Source organism: Streptomyces radiopugnans (assembly GCF_900110735.1).
Taxonomy (GTDB): domain Bacteria; phylum Actinomycetota; class Actinomycetes; order Streptomycetales; family Streptomycetaceae; genus Streptomyces; species Streptomyces radiopugnans.
In genome coordinates, this window is sequence record NZ_FOET01000005.1 from 159,934 (window position 1) to 181,169 (window position 21,236).

General features: G+C 73.8%; 18 protein-coding genes and 1 riboswitch. Of the genes, 8 read left to right on the forward strand and 10 right to left on the reverse strand.

Translation table 11 applies throughout. The annotated features are described in order from the left end of the window. Positions 1 to 107 precede the first annotated feature (107 nt). The gene (locus tag BMY40_RS13040) at positions 108 to 1,067 is read right to left on the reverse strand and encodes a glucosyl-3-phosphoglycerate synthase (protein ID WP_093658901.1); all 960 of its coding nucleotides are present in this window, start codon (positions 1,065 to 1,067) and stop codon (positions 108 to 110) included. A 474-nt stretch (positions 1,068 to 1,541) separates the two neighbouring features. Beyond that, positions 1,542 to 1,684: riboswitch (SAM riboswitch) on the forward strand. A gap of 18 nt (positions 1,685 to 1,702) precedes the next feature. On the opposite strand from BMY40_RS13040, the gene thrC reads away from it, so the two are divergent. The 5 genes from thrC (at position 1,703) to BMY40_RS13065 (ending at position 7,791) form a co-directional block, all read left to right on the forward strand. After that, the gene (thrC, locus tag BMY40_RS13045; protein ID WP_093658903.1) at positions 1,703 to 2,983 is read left to right on the forward strand and encodes a threonine synthase; all 1,281 of its coding nucleotides are present in this window, start codon (positions 1,703 to 1,705) and stop codon (positions 2,981 to 2,983) included. Further along, positions 2,980 to 3,258: a MoaD/ThiS family protein gene (locus BMY40_RS13050; RefSeq protein ID WP_093658905.1), complete on the forward strand. Its 279-nt coding sequence runs from the start codon at positions 2,980 to 2,982 to the stop codon at positions 3,256 to 3,258. The genes thrC and BMY40_RS13050 overlap by 4 nt, the downstream gene beginning before the upstream one ends. Before the next feature lie 559 nt (positions 3,259 to 3,817). Then, entirely contained in the window at positions 3,818 to 4,021 is a 204-nt protein-coding gene (locus BMY40_RS13055) for a cold-shock protein (protein ID WP_004986573.1), read from the forward strand. Positions 4,022 to 4,417: 396 nt separating this feature from the next. After that, the gene (gene groL, locus BMY40_RS13060; protein WP_093658907.1) at positions 4,418 to 6,046 is read left to right on the forward strand and encodes a chaperonin GroEL; all 1,629 of its coding nucleotides are present in this window, start codon (positions 4,418 to 4,420) and stop codon (positions 6,044 to 6,046) included. A gap of 251 nt (positions 6,047 to 6,297) precedes the next feature. Next, positions 6,298 to 7,791 carry an alanine/glycine:cation symporter family protein gene (locus BMY40_RS13065; RefSeq protein WP_093658909.1) on the forward strand — a complete coding sequence of 498 codons (1,494 nt, stop codon included), beginning with the start codon at positions 6,298 to 6,300 and terminating at the stop codon, positions 7,789 to 7,791. Positions 7,792 to 8,051: 260 nt separating this feature from the next. Here BMY40_RS13065 and murQ read toward each other — a convergent pair whose 3' ends face one another. Next, positions 8,052 to 9,098 (reverse strand): N-acetylmuramic acid 6-phosphate etherase, encoded by a 1,047-nt coding sequence (gene murQ, locus BMY40_RS13070; RefSeq protein ID WP_093659183.1) that lies wholly within the window; start codon positions 9,096 to 9,098, stop codon positions 8,052 to 8,054. 135 nt (positions 9,099 to 9,233) lie between these two features. Continuing rightward, complete coding sequence (locus BMY40_RS13075) at positions 9,234 to 10,169, reverse strand: MurR/RpiR family transcriptional regulator (RefSeq protein ID WP_093659185.1); 936 nt, start codon at positions 10,167 to 10,169, stop codon at positions 9,234 to 9,236. A gap of 119 nt (positions 10,170 to 10,288) precedes the next feature. On the opposite strand from BMY40_RS13075, the gene BMY40_RS13080 reads away from it, so the two are divergent. Further along, positions 10,289 to 10,696 carry a hypothetical protein gene (locus tag BMY40_RS13080; protein WP_093658911.1) on the forward strand — a complete coding sequence of 136 codons (408 nt, stop codon included), beginning with the start codon at positions 10,289 to 10,291 and terminating at the stop codon, positions 10,694 to 10,696. Further along, positions 10,693 to 10,974, forward strand: coding sequence for a DUF4031 domain-containing protein (locus tag BMY40_RS13085; RefSeq protein WP_093658913.1), 282 nt, complete (start codon positions 10,693 to 10,695; stop codon positions 10,972 to 10,974). The genes BMY40_RS13080 and BMY40_RS13085 overlap by 4 nt, the downstream gene beginning before the upstream one ends. A 23-nt stretch (positions 10,975 to 10,997) precedes the next feature. Here the strand turns inward: BMY40_RS13085 and BMY40_RS13090 are convergent, their stop codons facing one another. From BMY40_RS13090 to BMY40_RS13105, 4 genes are all read right to left on the reverse strand, one after another. After that, positions 10,998 to 12,287 (reverse strand): SpoIIE family protein phosphatase, encoded by a 1,290-nt coding sequence (locus BMY40_RS13090; protein ID WP_218158282.1) that lies wholly within the window; start codon positions 12,285 to 12,287, stop codon positions 10,998 to 11,000. Beyond that, a complete protein-coding gene (locus tag BMY40_RS13095) occupies positions 12,284 to 13,084 on the reverse strand; it encodes an alpha/beta fold hydrolase (RefSeq protein WP_093658915.1) in 801 nt (266 codons plus the stop codon). The genes BMY40_RS13090 and BMY40_RS13095 overlap by 4 nt, the downstream gene beginning before the upstream one ends. A gap of 182 nt (positions 13,085 to 13,266) precedes the next feature. After that, positions 13,267 to 14,499 (reverse strand): Cmx/CmrA family chloramphenicol efflux MFS transporter, encoded by a 1,233-nt coding sequence (locus BMY40_RS13100; protein WP_093659189.1) that lies wholly within the window; start codon positions 14,497 to 14,499, stop codon positions 13,267 to 13,269. A 186-nt stretch (positions 14,500 to 14,685) separates the two neighbouring features. Then, positions 14,686 to 15,471 carry an HD domain-containing protein gene (locus tag BMY40_RS13105; RefSeq protein WP_245770054.1) on the reverse strand — a complete coding sequence of 262 codons (786 nt, stop codon included), beginning with the start codon at positions 15,469 to 15,471 and terminating at the stop codon, positions 14,686 to 14,688. 58 nt (positions 15,472 to 15,529) lie between these two features. Between BMY40_RS13105 and BMY40_RS13110 the strand changes: the two genes are divergently transcribed. After that, positions 15,530 to 16,231 (forward strand): copper homeostasis protein CutC, encoded by a 702-nt coding sequence (locus BMY40_RS13110; protein ID WP_093658917.1) that lies wholly within the window; start codon positions 15,530 to 15,532, stop codon positions 16,229 to 16,231. Between the two features lie 59 nt (positions 16,232 to 16,290). Here the strand turns inward: BMY40_RS13110 and BMY40_RS13115 are convergent, their stop codons facing one another. From BMY40_RS13115 to BMY40_RS13125, 3 genes are all read right to left on the reverse strand, one after another. Next, a complete protein-coding gene (locus tag BMY40_RS13115; protein ID WP_093658919.1) occupies positions 16,291 to 19,347 on the reverse strand; it encodes a non-ribosomal peptide synthetase in 3,057 nt (1,018 codons plus the stop codon). 169 nt (positions 19,348 to 19,516) lie between these two features. Continuing rightward, positions 19,517 to 20,263 carry a sulfotransferase-like domain-containing protein gene (locus tag BMY40_RS13120; protein WP_143071768.1) on the reverse strand — a complete coding sequence of 249 codons (747 nt, stop codon included), beginning with the start codon at positions 20,261 to 20,263 and terminating at the stop codon, positions 19,517 to 19,519. Further along, a complete protein-coding gene (locus tag BMY40_RS13125; protein ID WP_093658923.1) occupies positions 20,251 to 21,234 on the reverse strand; it encodes an aldo/keto reductase in 984 nt (327 codons plus the stop codon). The genes BMY40_RS13120 and BMY40_RS13125 overlap by 13 nt, the downstream gene beginning before the upstream one ends. Between the last annotated feature and the right edge of the window lie 2 nt (positions 21,235 to 21,236).

The following is a 21,236-nucleotide window of genomic DNA, read 5'->3' on the forward strand; positions in this document are numbered from 1 at the left end:
CGCACGCGGGGGAGCTCCCGCACCGGTCGGTGCGGGAGCGGTTGGAACGGCGCGCGCCGGGCCGGGTACGCACTTCACCGGCGCGCGCCGGGCCGGGGTCCCCCCTCTCAGGCCGCGGTGCGGCGGGCGGTGTACTCGGGGACGGTGCACATCGGCGGGCGCTCCTCGGTGTCCACCGGGTGGCTGTGCGGGACGAACCCGCCCCCGGGCACCCGCTCGAACTGCGTGAGCACCGGGCGTATCAGCGGGCCGCGCGCCTGTCGTACGTGGGCGGTGCGGTGTATCGCCGCGGCCATCCGCCCCAGCGCCAGCCCGTCCTGGTTGCGGTGCCTGCGCACGCCGACGTCGACCTGCGCGAGCGCGTCGAGCCCGACGGTGTGCAGCGCGTCCACCAGCAGGCCCAGCTCGACGCCGTAGCCGACGGGGAAGCTGAGCCGCTCCAGCAGGGAGCGGCGTGCCGCGTACTCGCCGCCCAGCGGCTGGACGAAGCCCGCGAGCTGCGGCCAGTACAGGTTGAGCAGGGGACGGGCGACCAGCTCGGTGACCCGGCCGCCGCCGGCCGGGCTGTCGCCGATGGCGCGGTCGTACATCGCCTTGACCATCGCCAGGTCCGGGTCGGTCAGCAGCGGCCCGACGATGCCCGACACGAACGTGGTGTCGAAGTCCCGCAGGTCCGCGTCGACGAAGCAGACGATCTCGCCGCTGGTGGCCAGCAGCGACCGCCACAGCACCTCGCCCTTGCCCGGCACCGTGGGCAGCCGGGGCAGCACCTCGTCGCGGTGCACCACCTTCGCGCCCGCGGCGGCCGCCACCTCGGAGGTGCGGTCGGTGGAGCCGGAGTCCACCACCACCAGTTCGTCGACCAGCGGTACCTCCTCGGTCATCAGCCCGCGGCGGATCGCGGCGACGATGTCGCCGACCGTCGCCTCCTCGTTCAGCGCCGGAAGCACCACGCTCACACTGCCCGCCGGTCCGGCCGCCCGCTTGGCGGCCAGCAGCCGGGGCAGCGGGCGTTCGGCAGCGCTCCATGAGCGTCGCTCCAGCCAGTGGTCGACCTCATTCAGCACGTGTGCCTCCCTGTCCTCGGCGGTCCTCGGCGGTCCTCAGCGGTTGTCGGCGGTCTGGACACCCCCGGCGGCCCCGGTGTTCCCGGCTGCCCCCGCCGTCCCGGCGGCCCCAGGCATTCTGCGGGACCGGGATCACCCGGGTGTCCGTGCGGGGTGCCGGTACGTGGTGTCGGTCTCTGCGTCGGTCTCCGCGCCGGCCGCCGCCGGTCGGAGTCTGTCGGTCGCGGTCGGACCGTGGTTGCCCGCCACCGGCCGTCCATGCCCGTTGGCGGGCATGTTTCCGGGGCGTTCGCCGGGACCTCGCGTTCCCGGGGCGGCCCGTGCCGCCCCGTGTGCCTCTCGTCTCGCGGTTCGGACGGCCGGCCTTGCGGCCGAGGGCTTCGGTTACAGTCTTGGACGACACGCGGGAGTTCCGCATCTTGGAGCCTCCGGCGTGCACAAACGCACCGGTCAGGCTGCTGGCCGGCGCCATAGAGCTCATCCAGAGGGGCAGAGGGAACGGCCCGTTGAAGCCCCGGCAACCCTCCCGCCGGCACTCGTTCACAACAGTCCGAGGCCACGGTGGGGAAGGTGCCAATTCCGGCCTGCGGCGAAAGGCGTCGCGGGGAAGATGAGGAGAAAGGGCCTCGCCGACCATGGCTGTGCAGACTGTTGCAACCCACACCGACCTTTCGCTCGGTCCCGCCGCGGCGCTCTCCTGCCGCGAATGCGGTGAGCGTTTCCCGCTCGGGCCGGTCTTCGCCTGCGAGGCGTGTTTCGGTCCCCTGGAGATCGCGTACGACCTGCCCGAGGGCGACCCGGAGGAGCTGCGCCGGCGGATCGCCGCCGGTCCGGACAGCATCTGGCGCTACGCCCCGCTGCTGCCGGTCCCGGCCGACGTGGCCGGCAAGCCCAATCTGAACCCGGGCTTCACCAGGCTGGTCAAGGCCGACAACCTCGCCCGCGAGCTGGGCGTCACCGGCGGCCTGTACGTCAAGGACGACTCCGGCAACCCCACGCACTCCTTCAAGGACCGGGTGGTGGCCATCGCCGTCGAGGCCGCCCGGGCCTTCGGCTTCACCACCCTGTCGTGCTCCTCCACCGGCAACCTCGCCGGCGCCGTCGGCGCCGCGGCGGCCCGCGCGGGCCTGCGCTCGTGCGTGTTCATCCCGCACGACCTGGAGCAGGGCAAGGTCGTCATGGCCGCGGTCTACGGCGGCGACCTGGTGGGCATCGAGGGCACCTACGACGATGTGAACCGCTTCTGCTCGGAGCTGATCGGGGACCCGATCGGCGAGGGCTGGGGCTTCGTCAACGTCAACCTCCGCCCGTACTACGCGGAGGGCTCCAAGACCCTGGCGTACGAGATCTGCGAGCAGCTCGGGTGGCGGCTGCCGGACCAGCTCGTCGTCCCGATCGCCTCCGGCTCCCAGCTCACCAAGATCGACAAGGGACTGCGCGAGCTGATCGCCCTGGGGCTGGTCGAGGACAGGCCCTACAAGATCTTCGGCGCCCAGGCCGAGGGCTGCTCGCCGGTGGCACGGGCCTTCAAGGACGGCCACGACGTGGTGCGGCCGGTGAAGCCGGACACCATCGCCAAGTCGCTGGCCATCGGCAACCCGGCCGACGGCCCGTACGTGCTGGACATCGCCCGCCGCACCGGCGGCGCGGTGGAGGACGTGAACGACGGGCAGATCGTCGACGCGATCAAGCTGCTGGCCCGGACCGAGGGCGTCTTCGCCGAGACCGCGGGCGGCGTGACCGTCGGCGTGACGAGGAAGCTGATCGAGGCCGGCGTGCTCGACCCGACCCTGACCACCGTCGTCCTCAACACCGGCGACGGCCTCAAGACCCTGGACGCGGTGGCCCCGACCACCGGACCGTCCGCGATCATCCGTCCCAACCTGGACTCCTTCCGAGAGGCTGGCCTGGCATGAGCGTCACCGTCCGAATCCCGACCATCCTGCGCACCTACACCGGCGGCCGGGCCGAGGTGCCCGCCGAGGGCGCCACGCTCGCCGAGGTCATCGCCGACCTGGAGAAGAACCACCAGGGCATCTCCGCCAGGGTGCTGGACGACTCGGGCAAGCTGCGCCGCTTCGTGAACGTCTACGTCGACGACGACGACGTCCGCTTCGCCGACGGCCTGCAGACGCCGACGCCGGACGGCTCGGGCGTCTCCATCATCCCGGCCGTCGCGGGCGGCTGCTGACCCGACCCGGCCCGGTCTGACCCGGCCCGGCCCGGCCTGGTCCGACCCGGCCTGAACTGCTGAGACGCCGGGAGCGGCCCACGGCTCCCGGCACCGAACGCGGGCGGCCCCGCCCCCCGATCCGTACGACTCCGTACGAGGGGGAGCGGGGCCGCCCGCGCGTGTGCTCCGGGAGGGGGCGCACACCGCGGACGGTGAACGGAATTGGTAATTCCGCCCCTCGAAGAGCGGTAGAGTGAGCGTGCCTCCCCCCGAATGCGCGCTCGGCGCCCATGAGAACGCGACAACTTGCGCCCGGATTTACCGGGCGAATTGTCGTGTCGGTCCGCTATGCCCGGCCCGGGTTGCCCTACTTTCCCGCCGTTCATGTGCTTATCGGCAATCCGGCGTGACCGGAATTCTCGTCTGACAGACCTGTTGCGGAGGGCGTCTGCCCAGATACATTCAGCCGCGGTCGACGCGTTCCGGCGCACGCCGCCCCCTCTCGCCGGGGGGTGGCAACTGACCCGGGTCCGCGGAGCGCGGGCCCGCGCAAGGGCCGGCAATAGGGGAGTTAGGAATGGCTCAAGGCACCGTCAAGTGGTTCAACGCGGAGAAGGGATACGGCTTCATCGCGGTCGACGGTGGGGCGGACGTGTTCGTCCACTACAGCGCGATCCAGATGGACGGATACCGCACCCTTGAGGAAGGGCAGCGGGTCGAGTTCGAGATCTCGCAGGGCCAGAAGGGCCCGCAGGCGGACATGGTCCGCGTGACGGCCTGAAGCGCCGGACACACGCACCACCACGCACATCAGCAGTAGACGGCACAGGAGGGCCCGCGTCCCCGCAAGGGGCGCGGGCCCTCCCGTCGTGCGCCCACGCACCGGCGCGCGCCCCAGGCCCGCCCGCGCCCCCGCGTCCGTCCCGTACCCGGCGGTACGGGCGCGCGGAATCCCTGACGCGCTTGCACTCGGAGGGGTCGAGTGCTAATCATTGGCGTTAGCACTCTGAAGGTGAGAGTGACAAAGCAAGGACCGGTTCGGTGAGGTCCGCAAGCCCGGTGGAGCAAGGAACCGCCGGGCCGGTGGGCCGTCCGTCGCGGGCGCCAGAGCGGTCCGGAGACATCCCAACCCGCCCCTGGCCTTCGGCATGGGGAACCCCAGGGAGGACCACTTCACATGGCCAAGATCATCGCGTTCGACGAGGAGGCGCGGCGCGGCCTCGAGCGCGGGATGAACCAGCTCGCCGACGCCGTCAAGGTCACGCTCGGCCCCAAGGGCCGCAACGTCGTCCTTGAGAAGAAGTGGGGCGCCCCCACGATCACCAACGATGGTGTCTCCATCGCCAAGGAGATCGAGCTCGAGGACCCGTACGAGAAGATCGGCGCCGAGCTGGTCAAGGAGGTCGCGAAGAAGACCGACGACGTCGCCGGTGACGGTACGACCACCGCGACCGTCCTGGCCCAGGCGCTGGTCCGCGAGGGTCTGCGCAACGTCGCCGCCGGCGCCAACCCGATGGCCCTCAAGCGCGGCATCGAGAAGGCCACCGAGGCCGTCTCCGCCGCCCTGCTGGAGCAGGCCAAGGAGGTGGAGACCAAGGAGCAGATCGCCTCGACCGCCTCCATCTCCGCCGCCGACACCCAGATCGGCGAGCTGATCGCCGAGGCCATGGACAAGGTCGGCAAGGAAGGCGTCATCACCGTCGAGGAGTCGCAGACCTTCGGCCTGGAGCTCGAGCTCACCGAGGGCATGCGCTTCGACAAGGGCTACATCTCCGCCTACTTCGCCACCGACATGGAGCGGATGGAGGCGGTCCTGGAGGACCCCTACATCCTGATCGCCAACTCCAAGATCAGCGCCGTCAAGGACCTGCTCCCGCTGCTGGAGAAGGTCATGCAGGCCGGCAAGCCGCTGCTGATCATCGCCGAGGACGTCGAGGGCGAGGCCCTGTCGACCCTGGTCGTCAACAAGATCCGCGGCACCTTCAAGTCCGTCGCCGTCAAGGCCCCGGGCTTCGGCGACCGCCGCAAGGCCATGCTCGGCGACATCGCCATCCTCACCGGCGGCCAGGTCATCTCCGAGGAGGTCGGCCTCAAGCTGGAGAACGCCGGTCTGGAGCTGCTGGGCCGCGCCCGCAAGGTCGTCATCACCAAGGACGAGACCACCATCGTCGACGGTGCCGGTGACAGCGAGCAGGTCAACGGCCGCGTGAACCAGATCCGCGCCGAGATCGAGAACTCCGACTCCGACTACGACCGCGAGAAGCTCCAGGAGCGTCTGGCGAAGCTGGCCGGCGGCGTGGCCGTCATCAAGGCCGGCGCCGCCACCGAGGTGGAGCTGAAGGAGCGCAAGCACCGCATCGAGGACGCGGTGCGCAACGCCAAGGCGGCCGTCGAGGAGGGCATCGTCGCCGGCGGTGGCGTGGCCCTGCTGCAGGCCTCCGCGGTCTTCGAGAAGCTTGAGCTCGACGGCGACGAGGCCACCGGCGCCGCCGCGGTCAAGGCCGCGCTGGAGGCCCCGCTGAAGCAGATCGCGGTCAACGCCGGCCTCGAGGGCGGCGTCATCGTGGAGAAGGTGCGCAACCTGACCCCGGGCCACGGTCTGAACGCCGCGACCGGTGAGTACGTGGACATGATCGCCGAGGGCATCATCGACCCGGCCAAGGTCACCCGCTCCGCGCTGCAGAACGCCGCCTCCATCGCGGCGCTCTTCCTCACCACCGAGGCCGTCATCGCCGACAAGCCGGAGAAGGCCGCGGCCGGCGCCGACGCCGCCGCAGCCGGCATGGGCGGTGGCATGGACTTCTGATCCGCCCGGCGGATCGGCGGTTCCCACCGGGCGCGCACCGCGCGCACGGTGACGAGGGCGGCACCCCGAGGGGTGCCGCCCTCTCGTCATGTCCGGGATGTGAGATTTGGCACCGTGTCGGGGCCTGACCGGGGGGCGGCGCACCGGATAGCCTCCCGGGGGCCGCGTACGGGCGATCCCCTCCCGCGGTGCTTCCACTCTGTTTCCAGAGCCGAAACCACCCCACACGACTCCTGGACGGCAACGACGCGATGAGCACGCTCGAAACCGTGATCGTCGAGATCAACGATCACTTCTGGACCTACCTGCTGATCCCCCTGGTGGCTGTGGCGGGTCTGTACTTCACCATCCGCTCCCGGGCCCTGCAGATCCGGCTCCTGCCGGAGATCCTCAGGACGGTCGCGGAGCAGCCCCGCGCCGGGGCCGACGGCAGGAAGCCGGTCTCCCCGTTCGGCGCCTTCACCATCTCCGCCGCCGCCCGGATCGGCACCGGCAACATCGCCGGCGTCGCGGCGGCCATCACCGTCGGAGGGCCCGGCGCGGTCTTCTGGATGTGGATGATGGCGCTGGTCGGCGGCGCCTCCGCGTTCGTGGAGTCCACCCTCGCCCAGCTCTACAAGGTGCGCGACCGCAGCAGGGGCGGCGAGGGCGCCTACCGCGGCGGTCCCGCGTACTACATGCAGCGCGGCCTGGGCAGGCGCTGGCTCGGCGTGCTGTTCGCCGTGATCATCACCCTGACCTTCGGGCTCGTGTTCACGGCCGTGCAGTCCAACACGATCGCCTCGGTCACCGCCGGATCGCTGGGCACGGGCGGTGACGGCGGCTCCGACTGGGTCGCCCCGGCCGTCGGCGCCGCCCTCGCCGTGCTGCTCGGCCTGGCCGTCTTCGGCGGAGTGCGCAGGATCGCCTCGGTCACCAAGGTGCTCGTCCCCGTGATGGCCGTGGTGTACCTGCTGGTGGGACTGGCCGTCGTGGTGCTCAACATCTCCGAGGTGCCGCGCGTCCTCGCCGACATCGTCGGCGGCGCCTTCGGCCTGCGCGAGGTCGCCGGAGGCGGCATCGGCGCGGCGATCCAGCAGGGCGTGCGCCGCGGCATGTTCTCCAACGAGGCCGGCCTGGGCTCCGCTCCGAACGCCGCCGCCGCGGCCGAGACCTCCCACCCGGTCAAGCAGGGCCTGGTGCAGACCCTGGGCGTCTTCTTCGACACCCTGGTGGTCTGCACGATGACCGCCTTCGTCATCCTCTCCGCCAACCCGGAGCTCTCCGGGCGCCAGGGCGCCGACCTCACGCAGTCCGCGCTGCAGGAGACCCTGGGCGGCTGGGCCGGCCATCTGCTGACGCTGGTGGTCTTCCTGCTCGCCTTCAGCTCGATGATCGGCAACTACTACTACGGCGAGTCCAACATCGAGTTCATCACCCGCCGCCGCTCGGTCATGCTCGGCTACCGGGGGCTCGTCCTGGCCGCCGCCTTCCTGGGCGCGCTGGGCTCGCTGAGCGTGGTGTGGAGCCTCGCCGACGTCACCATGGGCGCCATGGCCCTGGTCAACCTGCTGGCGATCCTGCCGCTGTCGGTGATCGCCTTCCGGCTGATGGAGGACTACCTCGCCCAGCGCCGCGCGGGTCTGGACCCCGTCTTCACCCGCGACCGCCTGCCCGGCCTGACCGGGGTGGAGTGCTGGGACCCGGCGCCCGCCGCGCGCGGCGCGGAGAGCGAACCCGCGCAGGCGGGGACGCGGAACGGCTGAGCCGGCCCGCCGTCCGGCGCGGGCGTACGGCGGGACACGCGTACGCCCGCGACGCCGGCCCCCGGCGCGCACCACCCCCTTCCGTGCGCGCCGGGGGCCTCTGCGTACCCGTGCACGCGTCCCGCCGCAAGCGCCCCGCCGTGCGGACGCGGAAGGGCGGGCCGGGTGCGGGCCGGACCCCACCGGCGGCCGGACCCCGCCGCGCCCCGCCGTGCTCCGCCGGCCGGGGTGCGCGGCGCGGGCCGGGTGCGGGCGGGCCGTCAGCCGCGTGCCGCCTCCAGGGCCGTGCGCAGCCGGCCGCCGGACTCCCGCAGCAGGCGCTCGGCCGTGGGGCCGTCCACCTCGCCCAGGATGGTGAGGATCGCGTTCTTCACCTCGCCGCCGGTGGCCGCGAGCGCCGACTCGATCCGCTCGTCGCTCGCCCCCGTGGCCAGCGAGACGATACGGCGGGAGCGGGCCCGCAGCTTCTCGTTCGAGGCGCGCACGTCGACCATCAGGTTCCCGTACGTCTTGCCCAGCCGGATCATGGTGATGGTCGAGATCATGTTGAGGACCAGCTTCTGGGCCGTGCCAGCCTTGAGCCGGGAGGAGCCGGTGATCAGCTCCGGTCCCACGACGACCTCGATGCCGTGGTCGGCGGCCGCCGCCAGCGGTGAGCCGGAGTTGCAGGACAGCCCGACCGTCAGCGCCCCCAGCCGTCGCGCGTGCTCGACCGCGCCGACGGTGTACGGGGTGCGTCCGGAGGCCGACACGCCGACCACCACGTCGCCGGGGCCCAGGCCCAGCCCGTCGAGGTCCGCCGCGGCGAGGTCGGCGCGGTCCTCGGCGCCCTCGGCCGCGCTGACCAGCGCTTCGGGGCCGCCCGCGATCACCCCGACGACCTGGGAGGGATCGGTGTCGAAGGTGGGCGGGCACTCGCTGGCGTCCAGTACGCCCAGCCGCCCGGCCGTCCCGGCCCCCGCGTAGACCAGCCGCCCGCCGCGCGCCATCCGCTCGGCGGTGGCGTCGATGGCGGCGGCGATGCGCGGGAGCTGGGAGGCGACGGCGGTGGGGACGGTGGCGTCCTCCCCGTTCATGACCCTGGCGATCTCCAGGGTGGGGAGCCGGTCGATCTCGGACAGGTCGCTGCGGAACGCCTCGGTGGTGAGCGTGTCCAGTTCGGCGCGCAGCCGGCCGTACGCGCCGTCCGGGGCGAGGGGGTCGAGGGGGCCGAGGGGGTCGCGGGAGTCGTCGGATGAGCTGGGATCGCCGGGATCGCGGCCGGGGTCACCGGGTCCGTGGCCGGCGGCGGTCGGGAAGGAGGTCATGACGGTGCGGCTCTTTCCGTTCTTCCGGATGCCGGGGCCGGCCACCGGTGCCGGCGCCCGGGGATGGGTGTGGGGGGTTGGGCGGTTCTGCTCGGGCGGCCGGGGGTTCGTGCGGTCGCGGGGGTGGAGGGACGGTCAGCGCTGCCGGGGCGAGTGGCGGTGGGCCAGCGCCTCGTAGGAGGCCGACAGCGCGGGGGCGGCGGTCTCGTAGGTGCGCTGTGCCACGCCGATGAACAGGCAGTCCACGACCAGCAGTTGACTGGTCCGGCTGGACATGGCCGCCGGGCGCAGTTCGCTCTCGCGCGCCGTGGAGGTGGTCAGCACGTGGTCGGCGTACTGCGCGATCTCCCCGTCCGGGCGGCCGGTGACGGCCACGGTGGTGGCACCGTGGTCGAAGGCGACGCGCAGCGGTTCGATCACGTCCACCGTACGGCCGGAGTGGGTCACCGCCAGGGCGACGTCGCCGGCGCGCAGCTGCACGGCGCCGGTGACGGCCAGATGCGGATCGGCGTGGGCGTGGGCGACCAGGCCGATCCGCAGCAGCTTCTGCGCCAGGTCCTGGGCGACCAGGGCGGAGGCGCCGGCGCCGTAGAGGTCGATCCGGCGGGCGGAGGCCATGGCGTGCACGGCCGCCTCGACCTGGCCGGGATCCAGCCCGGCGGCGGTGTCGGCGAGGGTCTGCCGCTCGTCGTGGGCGAGCTTGGCTATGACGTCCTCGATGGGATCGTCCACGGCGATGTCGGCGGTCACCGACGGGGAGGCGCCGGACGCCTGCTGCGCGGCGAGTCCGGCCAGCGCCAGCCGCAGATCGCGGTAGCCGGGATAGCCCAGCAGGCGCGAGGTCCGCACGACGGTGGCCTCGCTGGTGCCGGTGCGCTCGGCGAGGCCGGTGACGGTGAGCTGCGCGCATCCGGCGGGGTCGCCGGCGACGGCCTCGGCGACGCGCTGCATGGAGCGGGTCATCGAGGGGGCCATGGTGCGCACCTTGGCGGCGAGGGCGGCGGGCTCGGGGGGACCGGGGCGACGGCCCGGCGCGGTGTCGCGGACCGCGCCGGAGAAACTTTCCTTCACGATGTTGTTCACACGGCGGAAGATATTTTCGCCGCGCGGGGCCGTCAAGACGTCCGTCGCTTTCCGCGACCGCGGTCGGCGGGGCGGTTCCCCCGGCCGTCTGCTCCAATGGAGGGGCTATGACAGAGGAGCATCCCCCTTCCCCCGGTCCCGATCCCCACGACCCCGGTCCCCGCGGCCTCGAACGCGCCCTCCACACCGGCCGGGCGCTCGTCCTCGCCGACCTCACCGCCTGCGGCATCGCCGAGGCCGAGGTCGTCTCGCTGGTCGAGGAGGCGGTCTCCCACCGCCGCTGGTGGGTCGAGCAGTGGCCCGAGGGCGCCTCCTTCGTCGCGGGCCTGATCGCCCAGGACGTCCAGGACGCCCTGCTGGACCGCCGGGGACGCTGGCCGGGCTGCCCGCTGTGCGGCGGTCCCGAGGAGCACGCCCTCGACGTCGAGCCCGAGCTGGGCCCGGACCCGCACTGGGTGTGCGGCCGGACGGCGACGGCGGTGGCGCCCGTCGGGGAGCTGGGAAGCGCCCGGTGACCGTCTACATCGACCCGCCCGAGTGGCCGGGCCACGGGATGCTGTGGTCGCACCTGGTCAGCGACGTCTCCTACGAGGAACTGCACGCGTTCGCCGCCGCCGCCGGCTGCCCGCGCCGCGCCTTCGACCGCGACCACTACGACGTACCCGCCCACCGCTACGAGCGGGCTGTACGGCTGGGCGCGGTCGAGGTGGGCAGCAAGGAGCTGCTGCGGCGGCTGACGGATGCGGGCCTGCGGCGGCGCAGGCCACCGCGCCGGGTGGTCACGGCGCCCTGATCGGCCCAGGTCCGTCCGGCCCGTCAGGGTCCGTCAGGCCCGTCCGGGTCCTTACGGGAGGCGGGGACGCCGAGGGCCAGTACGGCGGTGTCGTCGTCCACGCCCTCGCCCAGGTCCTCCAGCAGGGCGCCGACGGCGGCGACGGCGCCCGCGGCGCTCGTCGGGGCCAGTCCGGCGGCGAAGTCGAGCAGGGCCTCTTCCCCGTACCGCTTCCCGCGGCGGCCGGTGCGGTCGGTGCGGGCCTCGGTCAGCCCGTCGGTGTACAGCAGCAGGGTGTCGCCGGGGGCCAGGCGCACGGTGGTGGCGGTGAAGTGGGCGTTCGGCAGCACCCCGACCAGCTGGCCTCCGGGGGTGTGCAGGTATTCGGCGGTGCCGTCGGCGCGCAGCAGCAGGGCCGGCGGATGGCCGCCGCTGGCGAGGACGAGGCCGCAGCCGTGCTCGCCGGGGGTGAGCAGGCCGTGGACGACGGTGCAGAAGCGCGGGTCGGCGCCGTGGTTCTCGTGCTCCAGGACGGTGTTGAGGTTGGCCAGCACCCTGACCGGGTCGGGGTCGGAGACGCTCGCGGCGCGCAGCGAGTAGCGGGCGAGGGAGGTGACGGCCGCCGCCTCGGCGCCCTTGCCGGACACATCGCCGAGGAAGAGCCCCCAGCGTCCGCCGGAGACGGGGAACAGGTCGTAGAAGTCGCCGCCGACCTCGTCGGCCGAGGCGGTGTGGTAGTGCGCGGCCAGTTCGGCACCGGGGATGCCGGGCAGGGCGGGCGGCAGCAGGCTGCGCTGGAGGGTGGTGGCGAGCTGCTGGACGCGTTCGCGCTCGCGCTCGGCCTCCCGGCGGGCGCGCAGCAGCTCGGTCTCGTAGGCGCGGCGGTCGCGGGCCTCGAAGACGGAGGTGCGCACCAGCGGCGGCCGTCCCTCCGAGCCGTCCCGCACCGTGGAGGCGACCATCACCGGGAGGCGGCTTCCGTCGGCCGCCTTCATCTCCAGGGCTATCCCGCCGATGCGGCCCTGCATCCGCAGCAGCGGGGCGAGGTGGGTCTCGTGGTAGATCCTGCCGCCGACGGTGAGCAGGTCGGAGAAGGTGCGGCGGCCGACCAGCTCCTCGCTGCGGTAGCCGAGCCAGTCCAGCAGGGTGGCGTTGACCCTGACGATCCTGCCGTCGGGGAGGGTGGAGAGCTGGCCGCACGGCGTGTTCTCGTACAGGTCCTCCGGGTCGTCCTCCAGCTCCCTGCCCTCCCCCGGCCCCGGTGCGGCCTCCGGCCGGCCGGGCCGGTCGGGCCGATCCGGTCCGTCCGGCCCGGGGCCCGCGCGGGAGGTCACCGCGCCCTCGCGAAGGAGGCGATGGCCTCGGCCGTCGGCCCCGGGTCGCTCAGCTGCGGGCAGTGCCCGTGGGCGTCCAGGGTGACCAGGGTGCTCCCGGCGATCCTGTCCCGGACGAACGCCCCCACCTCGCGCGGGGCCAGGGTGTCGTGCGCGCACTCGACCACCAGCGTCGGCACGGTCACCCCGGCCAGGTCCTCGCGGTTGTCGGACAGGAAGGTGGTGCGGGCGAAGACGCGGGCCATGCGCGGGTCGGTGCGGCAGAAGCTGTTGGTCAGCTCCTCGCCCAGCTCGGGCCGGTCCGGGTTGCCCATGATCACCGGCGCCATCACCGACGACCAGCCCAGGTAGTTGCTCTCCAGCGACTCCAGCAGCTCCTCGATGTCGGCTTCGCTGAAGCCGCCCCGGTACTCGCCGTCGTCGATGTAGGACGGGGAGGGGGCCAGCAGGACCAGCCCGGCGAAGCGCTCCGGCTCGCGCGGCGCCGCCAGCACCCCGATCATGGCGCTGACCGAGTGCCCCACGAACGTCACGTCCCGCAGGTCCAGCTCGCGGCAGATCTCCAGCACGTCCTGCGCGTACCCCTCCAGCGAGGAGTACCGCGCCTCGTCCCAGGCGGAGGGGTCGGAGTCGCCGGAGCCCACGTGGTCGAAGAGCACCACCCGGAACTCCCCGGCCAGGACGGGCGTCACCAGGCGCCACATGTTCTGGTCGCAGCCGAACCCGTGTGCCAGCACCACCACCGGCCCGTCCTCCCGGCCGGTGACGGTGACGTTGTTCCTCCGGACGATGTCCATCTCGCATGTCCTCTCACCCGTACCCGTACCCGTACCCGTGCCCCCGGGCGCCCGGGTGCGCTCGGAACGCGGGACGCCGACCGCGGGCGGTCTGCGGGTTCACCGGCCACCGAGGTTAATGCCGTACCGCGAACAGGGCGTACCGGGGCGTTCCGGCGAGAGGGCGCTCACGCCCGGACGGGTCAGCCCGCCGCCTCGGTGACCCGCGCGGATCCGTCGGCGGCCGCGTCCGCGGGCGAGCCGGCCACCACGCGGGAGGCGGCGGTGCGCCGGTGCCACCGCGCGGCGGCCACCGTGGCGCCGACGGCCGCGGCGGCCAGCAGCGCGCTGACCCAGGCGACGCCGGTGTAGCCCCAGCCGGCGGTGATCACCAGCCCGCCGACCCAGGGGCCGATGGTGTTGCCGATGTTGAACGCCGAGGTGGTCGTCGCGCCCGCCAGGGTGGGGGCGGCGCCCGCCACCTCGAACATCCGGGCGTTGATGGCGGGCGCGGTGAAGAACGAGGTCACCCCCAGCCCCAGCGCCAGCCCGACGGCCGCCACCGGGAGGTGCGCGGTGAGCGCCAGCAGCGCCAGCACGGCGGTGGTGGCGGCCAGACCGGCGTACATGGCGCCGAACAGGTGGGCGTCGCCGACCCGGCCGCCGAGCGCGGCGCCGATCAGTGCGCCGACCCCGTACAGCGCCAGCACGGTCGGCACCCAGCCCTCGTCCAGGCCGGCGGTGTCGGTGAGCAGCGGGGAGAGGTAGGAGAAGAGGCAGAAGGTGGCGGCGGCGTTGAGCGCGGTGATCACCAGCGCCAGCCACACCTGGCCGCTGCGGTAGATCCGCAGCTCGCGGCGGAGTACGGGCCGGTCCGCGCCGGTGGGCGGCTGGGTGGGCGGCACCAGCGCCAGCACTCCGGCCACCCCGACCGCCGCCAGCAGGGCCACCGCCCAGAACGCGGCCCGCCATCCGGCGTGCTGCCCCAGGAGCGCCCCGGCCGGTACGCCCAGGACGTTGGCGACGCTCAGCCCGCCGATCATCACCGCCATCGCCTTCGCCTTCGCGCCCGCCGGGGCCAGCGACACGGCCACCGCCGCGCCCACCGCCCAGAACCCGGCGCACGCCAGCGCGCTCACCACCCGCGAGGCGAACAGCACCTCGTAGGTCGGCGCGAGGGCGCCGGCCATCTGCCCGGCCCCGAAGACGGCCAGCAGTGCCACCAGCGTGGTGCGGCGGGGCAGCCGCAGCGTCGCACCGGCCAGCACGGGGGCGCCGATCACCATGCCGACGGCGAAGGCGGACACCAGCAGCCCGGCCTGCGGAATGGACACCGACATGTCGCGGGCGATCGGCTGGAGCAGCCCGGCGATCATGAACTCCGAGGTGCCGAGCGCGAACACGGACAGCCCCAGGACGTAGACGGCCAGGGGCATGCGGGGGCGCTCGGTGCGGCGCGGAACGGCCGCGGGCTCGGCGCCGGGGGAGGACTCGGACGGGGTGCCGGGGGTTTCGCCGGAGGCGGCGCCGGGATCGGGATGGGGCATGTACGGGCCCAACATCACCGGCGGTTTCCCCATTCCTCGCCGCCTTCGCTCACACCTTTGGTGCCGGAAAGTCCTTTACGCCCTCGTGTCGCGGGCTCCTCCGCCGCCCACCTGACCGCCCGCCCCGCCGCCCGTCGCACCGCCCACCTCATCGCCCGCCCCGCCGCTCCCGCCGGCCGACAGCAGCTCCAGTTCCGTGGCCAGGTTGCGGCGGGCGGTGTGCTCCCAGTGCTCCCGGCCGTAGCGGGTGCGGAACAGGGCGGGCAGGCCCAGCAGATGGCGCAGGACCTCGGCGCGTCCGGCGCGGAAGGCGTCGTCGGGGACGAAGCCGTACTCCTCGCGGACGGCGGCGGCGTAGGCCGCGTACTCCTGCGGTGATCCGGCCAGCACCGCGAGGTCGGCGTCGCAGAGCACCTCGCCGCCCGTGTCGCCGGGGGCCGGGTCGTGGCCGGCGGTGAGGCGGACCAGCCGGGCCACCTCGGCGGCCAGGGCGGGGGAGGCGCCCGCCTCGGCCAGGGCGCGCTCGGCCAGGCGGGCGCTGCGCTCCTCGTTGGTGGAGCGGTCCGGGAGGTGGACGGCGTCGTGGAACCAGGCCGCCAGCGAGACGGCGGCGACCTCCCCGGGGCCGGAGCAGTGGGCGGAGAGCAGGCCGACGCGGTCCAGGACGGCGATCAGGTGGTCGGTGGTGTGGTAGCGGCGGTGGGGCTCGGCCCAGCGCGCGAGGAGGTCGTCGGCGTAGGCGTACGGGGAGGGGGTGTCCGCGGGCAGGTCCGCCTCCGGGCGGCGGGCGGCGAGGAGGGTCCGGACCCAGCGCTCGCGCAGTCCGTCGTGGGCCGGATGGCGGTTCTTCGGCGTGACCATGACGCAATTGTGTGCCCCGTCTTCCCGGCGTGTCCCGCGATGTGGCAGGCTCCGCTATATGTCTAGACCAATCCTCGAAGTGATCGCCCTCGACGCCCAGGACGCGATCGCCGCGCAGACCGGCGGGGCCGACCGCCTCGAACTGGTCGGCGACATGGCCTCCGACGGCCTCACCCCCGCCCGTGAGACCTTCGCCGCCGTCCGCGGGGCCACCGATCTGCCGGTGCGCGTGATGCTGCGCGCGGCGGACGGGTTCGCAGCGGGCGGCGAGGCGGCACTGGAGGCGCTGCGCGAGCGGGCGCGCGGCCTGCGCGCGGAGGGGGCGGAGGAGTTCGTGCTCGGCTTCCTCGACGACACCGGGCAGCCCGACCTCGCCGCGATCGGCGCCGTCCTCGACGCCGTCCCCGGCTGCCGCTGGACCTTCCACCGCGCCATCGACCGCTGCGCCGACCGCGCCGGGCTGCGCAAACGGCTCGACGGGTACCCGGGCCTGGACACTTACCTCACCGCCGGCTCGGCGGACGGCGTGGCGGCGGGCCTGGCCGTCCTGTGCGCCGAGGCGGCCCGTACGGTAGCCGGGGAGCCCGGCTACCTCCCGCTCCTGATGGCCGGCGGCGGCCTGGACCTCGGCCACGTCCCCGCCCTGCGCGCGGCGGGCGTGACCGCCTTCCACATCGGCGGCGCGGCCCGCTTCGGCGGCTGGGACACCCCGGTCTCCCCGGACGCGGTGCGTCTGTGGCGCGAGGCGCTGGACGGCTGAACGGGCCGGTTCCCCGGTGCCGCCGGCACCGGGGAACCGGCCCGTTCAGCCCGGCCCGCTCAGCCGTCCGCGGCGGGGACGGTCTCGTGCCACTCCACGCCCAGGGACCGCACCAGCTCGTGGCAGTTGCGGCCGAAGGCGGGGGAGGGGACGTCCCGGAAGAGCCCGCCCAGGTCCCCCGGCCCGTCGTCCGGATCGGGCAGGACCATGGCCAGCCGCTGGAGGGAGGGGGAGCTCTGCGCCGCGACCAGTTCGCGGAACTCCCGGTACGTCACGTGCCGCAGGTCGCGCGCCGGGCCGAAGCGCCCCATGAGGTCGTCCAGCCGGGTCGGCTCCCGCTGCACCACGTGGAAGGTCTCGCCCAGGCGGCGCTCGCGCACCGCCGCCGAGATGAACCGGCTGACGTTGTCCACCGGGGTGAAGTCGCCCAGCGCGCCCGTCTCGAAGCGGACGCCGAGTTCCGCGCACGCCGTCAGGACGAACTCGGCGAGGCTGCCGCCGTGGCTGAGGACGCCGGTGCGCGAGTGCGGCATCACCTCGCCCATGCGGTACAGGCTCACCGGGAGGCCGTACCGCCCCCGGGCCTCGCGCAGCAGCGCCTCGGCGACCCACTTGCTCCGGCTGTAGCCGTCGCCCGGCACCTCCTCGGCCGCGGGGAAGGCGTTCTCGTCGAGCACCGAGCCGCCGTGGGGCGCGCGGGGCAGGATGCCGAGCGTCGACAGGTGGTGCACGGGGCTGGCCGGCCCGGGGCCGGTGCGGGCGAGCCGGACCACCTCGCGGGTGCCGAGCACGTTCACCGCGCGTAGACGCCGGTAGGGGTAGACGAGGTTCACCTCCGCGCCCGCGTGCACGATCGTGTCCGTCCACTCGGCCAGCTCCCGGAAGCCGGACCCGGACAGCCCGAACCCCTCGGCGCCGAGGTCGCCGCGCACGACCCGGACCCGGTCGCCGCCGCTGCCGACGGGCAGGCCGTAGTGGCGGGCGCGGGCGTCGAGCCGGGCGCGGGCGGCCGCGTCGTCCCCGGCGTTGACCAGGCAGGCGACGGTGGCCGTCGTGGACCGCAGCAGCTCGTCCAGCAGGTGGATGCCGATGAAGCCGGTGCCGCCGGTGAGGAGGATGTGCCGGGGCGGGGCGACGGCCGCGGACCGCGGGGGCGGTACGGCTGCCGGACAGGCCGGTTCCAGAGCGGCGGCGTCGGCCAGCATCTCCCGGTGGACGGCCGCCTCCCCGGCCTCCGGGCCGCCCCGGGCGATCAGACGGACCTGGGCGGCGACGGTCGGCGCCTCGGCGATGTCCCGCACCGACAGGCGCAGGCCGAACAGGTCGCGCAGGCGCAGTACGAGCCGCTGGGCGCTGAGGGAGGTGCCGCCGATCTCGAAGAAGCCGTCCCGCGGACCGGGGGTGACGCCCAGGAGCTCGGCCCACAGGGAGCGGACCGTCCGCTCCGGGTCGCCCCCGGGGGCCGGCCCGCCCCCGGCTCCGCCGCTCCCGGGCGCCGCGGCCCGCTCCGCCGCGCTCCGCTCCGCCGCGTCCGGCCCGTCCAGCAGCCGAGCCAGGGCCCGGCGGTCGGCCTTGCCGTTGGGGGACAGGGGCATGCTCTCGATCCGCACGAACCGGTCGGGCACCAGCTCGGCCGGGAGCAGCTTCCCGGCCCGCGCCCTGGTGTCCGCGAGGTCGAGGTCCTCGCGGGCTACGACGGCCGCGACCAGGGTCTGGCCGTCGGCCTCGCCCCGCAGCACGACCCGCACGTCCTGGACCCCCGGCAGCGTCAGCAGCGCCCGCTCGACCTCCGCCGGTTCGATCCGCACCCCGCGCACCTTGAGCTGGTCGTCGCGCCGCCCCACGAAGTACAGGCAGCCGTCGGCCCGGTAGTGGCCGAGGTCGCCGGTGCGGTAGAGGCGGTCGCCGGGGATGTCGGGGAAGGGGTTGGGCACGAACGCCGCCCCGGTCCGCTCCGGGGCGCCGAGGTAGCCCAGCCCCAGGCAGTCGCCGCCGATGAGGATCTCGCCGGTCTCGCCCGTGCCCAGGCGCCGCATCGAGGAGTCCACGACCACCGCCGAGGTGTTGTCGATGGGGCGGCCGACGGGTATCTCGTCGCCGGTGCCGCCACCGCCGGCGCCCGCGGTGACGGTGTGGAAGACACTGCCGATCGACGCCTCGGTGGGGCCGTAGGTGTTGGTGATCGCCGTGCCGGGCAGCAGCCCGTGGAACCTGCGGACCGCCTCCACGTTGATCGCCTCGCCTCCCAGCAGGACGTGCCGCAGGGAGCCGGCCGCCCGCACCAGCGCCGGGTCCGAGGCGAGCAGGTCGACGAGCACGGTGAAGATCGACGGCACGAAGTCGGTGATCGTCACCCCGTGGCGGCCGATCTGGTCGACGGTGCGCTCCAGGTCGAGCAGCCCGTCGCGGCGCGGCATGACGACGCTGCCGCCCATGGTCAGCGGCCACAGCAACTGCCACAGCGACGAGTCGAAGACCGACCGGCTGTTCTGGAGCGCCACGTGCCCGGCGCCGAACCTGCGGGTCATGTAGAGGAACCGGTTGAGCAGGCCGCGGTGCACGTTGAGCGTGCACTTGGGCAGGCCCGTGGTGCCCGAGGTGAAGAAGCCGTAGGCGAGGTCGGTACGGCCGGGGCGCCCGCCGGCGGGGGCGGCGTCGGTGCCGTCCAGCTTCCGGTGGTCGGCCACGAGGGCGCGGGCGCAGCCGGCCGCCGGAGCCGGGGTGCGCGGGGAGACGACGGCGATGTCGGTGCCCAGGCCCCGCAGCAGCGCGCCGATCCGCTCCCGGGGCCAGCCCGGGTCGAAGGGGATGAAGGGGACTCCGGCCTTCATCGCCGCGACCATCGCGAGCGGGAGTTCCATCCCGTCGCTCACCAGCAGGGGGAGCAGCGTCTCCCGGCGCGCGCCGTGGTCCACGAGCACCGCGGCCAGGGAGTTGGCCCTGCGGTCCAGCTCCCGGTAGCTCAGCGTCGCGCCGTCGTAGTACAGCGCGTCGGCGTCGGGGGTGGCACGGGCCTGCTCCTCGATCAGGTGCAGGGTCGTCGCGGTGCCCCGCGGGTACGGCACGCGGCGTCCGTTGGGATCGGGCAGCGCGGGCGAGGACATGCTGGCTGGCATCGTGGACCCCAATCGAGTGTGGTTCCAGGCGTTTCCAGGCGTTTCCGGGACTGCTCTGCGGTACGGGCTGTGCGGGTGGGGGGCTGTGCGGGCCGCCGCGCGAGGGGGCGCGCGGCGGCTGTGTGCTGCGTGTCGCGTGCGGCGGGGGCTCGCGGTGGCGCGCGGGCCTTCAGACGGCGGGCAGGACGAGGGAGCGGGAGCGCAGCTCCTCGTAGAAGGGCAGGTGGTGCCGGAGGTAGCCGGCCAGCACCGGGCTGTCGTCGACCGTGACGGCGTGGCGCCGGTCGCTCTGCCGGAAGCCGGAGCTGCGGGCGACGTCCTGGTGCCACCGGCTGGTGCGGCTCCACTCGGAGCGATCCCCCGACTGCCAGGACAGGGCCCGCTCGTCGTAGGGGATGCCGACGGCCTCGCAGTAGGCGCGGACGGTGTCGCCGGGGCGCTCGACGAGGACGTCGGCGTCGACCACGACGGGGTCGCGCCCCGTCTCCCGGCGGACCCGGTCGAATATCTCGTACTGGTGCTCGAACCCGATCTCCGGGAGCTTCACGTCGGGGTTCACCGCGTAGTGCGACTCGATGGCGCGCCGCGGGTCGCGGACGATGAAGGTGTGCATGACGGCCTCGGCCAGCGGCAGCGCGTCGAAGAGGCGGGCGTGCGGGTACTCGGTGGTGTCCTTGAAGAACACCGGGGTCTTCGCCGACTCCGCCGTGAACCCCCGCAGCGCCTCCTCCGGCGTGGCGAGGCGCCGCCCGCCGACCTCGACGTGGTGCCCGGCGGCCAGTTCGGAGAACGGCTCGTGGTACGCGCGGAAGTCGCCGCGCTGCACCATCATCCGGAAGAAGGCCGTCGACATGGCCCGCGGCGGGGACCACAGGGCCAGCACCGCCGGCCGTACGGGGGCGCTCACTGCGACCACTCCGTCGGCTCCCGGTCCCAGCGGTGGGCGCGCAGCTCGCGCATCAGCTCCTCGGGCAGCCGGCGGCCGTCGCTGACCGCGATGTTGGCGGAGACGTGCCCGGGGCGGCGCATGCCGGGGATCACGGTGTGCACGTCGTCGTTCTGCAGGATGAAGCGCAGGGCCAGTTCGGGCAGTGTCATGCCGTCGGGGACGATCTTCTTCAGCGCCTCCGCGCGGTCCACGCTGGCGTGCAGGTTCTCGGGCACGAAGTAGGAGGCCCGCCAGTCGCCCTCGGGCCAGGTGGTGTCCTTCGTCAGCGTCCCGGTCAGGGTGCCCTCGTCGAACGGGACGCGGGCGATCACGCCGATGCCCAACTCCCGGCAGAGCGGGAAGAGTTCGTCCTCGGGCGCCTGGTCGAAGATGTTGTAGATGACCTGGACGGCGTCGATCAGGCCGGTCCGCAGGACCTCCGTCGCGTTCCAGGGCTCCCAGCGGTTGATGCTGATGCCGATCCCGTCGACCATGCCCGAGGACCGCAGCGCCTCGACGGTGGCCAGCCAGCGCTCGTCCCGCGCCCAGTGGTCCTCCCACACGTGGAACTGCATCAGGTCCACGCGGGGGACGCCGAGGTTGCGCAGGCTCTTCTCGGTGTACTCCATGACGTGGTCGTACGGGAACACGTCGTCGACGTCGGAATCCCGGGTGGAGGGGAACCTCCGGTCCTTGGGAGGGATCTTGGTGAAGGCCTTCAGCCCCTTCTCCGGATTGGCCGCGAGGAGCTTCCCCAGCAGGACCTCGCTGTGCCCGCGGCCGTAGATCCACGCGGTGTCGAACGCGTTGCAGCCGAGGTCCACGGCGAGCTGGAGGGCGGCGAGACTCGTCTCGTCGTCCGCACCCTGCCAGCCGCCCGGTCCGGCGCCGACCCCCCACATCCCGTAGCCGACCTCCCCGACCCGCCAGCCCAGCCGGCCGAATGTGCGCTGAAGCATGT

Coding starts and splice junctions, on each gene's coding strand:
- thrC (WP_093658903.1), top strand. CDS start 1,703: ATGGCTGTGCAGACTGTTGCAACCCACACCGACCTTTCGCTCGGTCCC.
- BMY40_RS13050 (WP_093658905.1), top strand. CDS start 2,980: ATGAGCGTCACCGTCCGAATCCCGACCATCCTGCGCACCTACACCGGC.
- BMY40_RS13055 (WP_004986573.1), top strand. CDS start 3,818: ATGGCTCAAGGCACCGTCAAGTGGTTCAACGCGGAGAAGGGATACGGC.
- groL (WP_093658907.1), top strand. CDS start 4,418: ATGGCCAAGATCATCGCGTTCGACGAGGAGGCGCGGCGCGGCCTCGAG.
- BMY40_RS13065 (WP_093658909.1), top strand. CDS start 6,298: ATGAGCACGCTCGAAACCGTGATCGTCGAGATCAACGATCACTTCTGG.
- murQ (WP_093659183.1), bottom strand. CDS start 9,098: ATGACCTCCTTCCCGACCGCCGCCGGCCACGGACCCGGTGACCCCGGC.
- BMY40_RS13080 (WP_093658911.1), top strand. CDS start 10,289: ATGACAGAGGAGCATCCCCCTTCCCCCGGTCCCGATCCCCACGACCCC.
- BMY40_RS13095 (WP_093658915.1), bottom strand. CDS start 13,084: ATGGACATCGTCCGGAGGAACAACGTCACCGTCACCGGCCGGGAGGAC.
- BMY40_RS13100 (WP_093659189.1), bottom strand. CDS start 14,499: ATGCCCCTGGCCGTCTACGTCCTGGGGCTGTCCGTGTTCGCGCTCGGC.
- BMY40_RS13105 (WP_245770054.1), bottom strand. CDS start 15,471: ATGGTCACGCCGAAGAACCGCCATCCGGCCCACGACGGACTGCGCGAG.
- BMY40_RS13110 (WP_093658917.1), top strand. CDS start 15,530: ATGTCTAGACCAATCCTCGAAGTGATCGCCCTCGACGCCCAGGACGCG.
- BMY40_RS13115 (WP_093658919.1), bottom strand. CDS start 19,347: ATGCCAGCCAGCATGTCCTCGCCCGCGCTGCCCGATCCCAACGGACGC.
- BMY40_RS13125 (WP_093658923.1), bottom strand. CDS start 21,234: ATGCTTCAGCGCACATTCGGCCGGCTGGGCTGGCGGGTCGGGGAGGTC.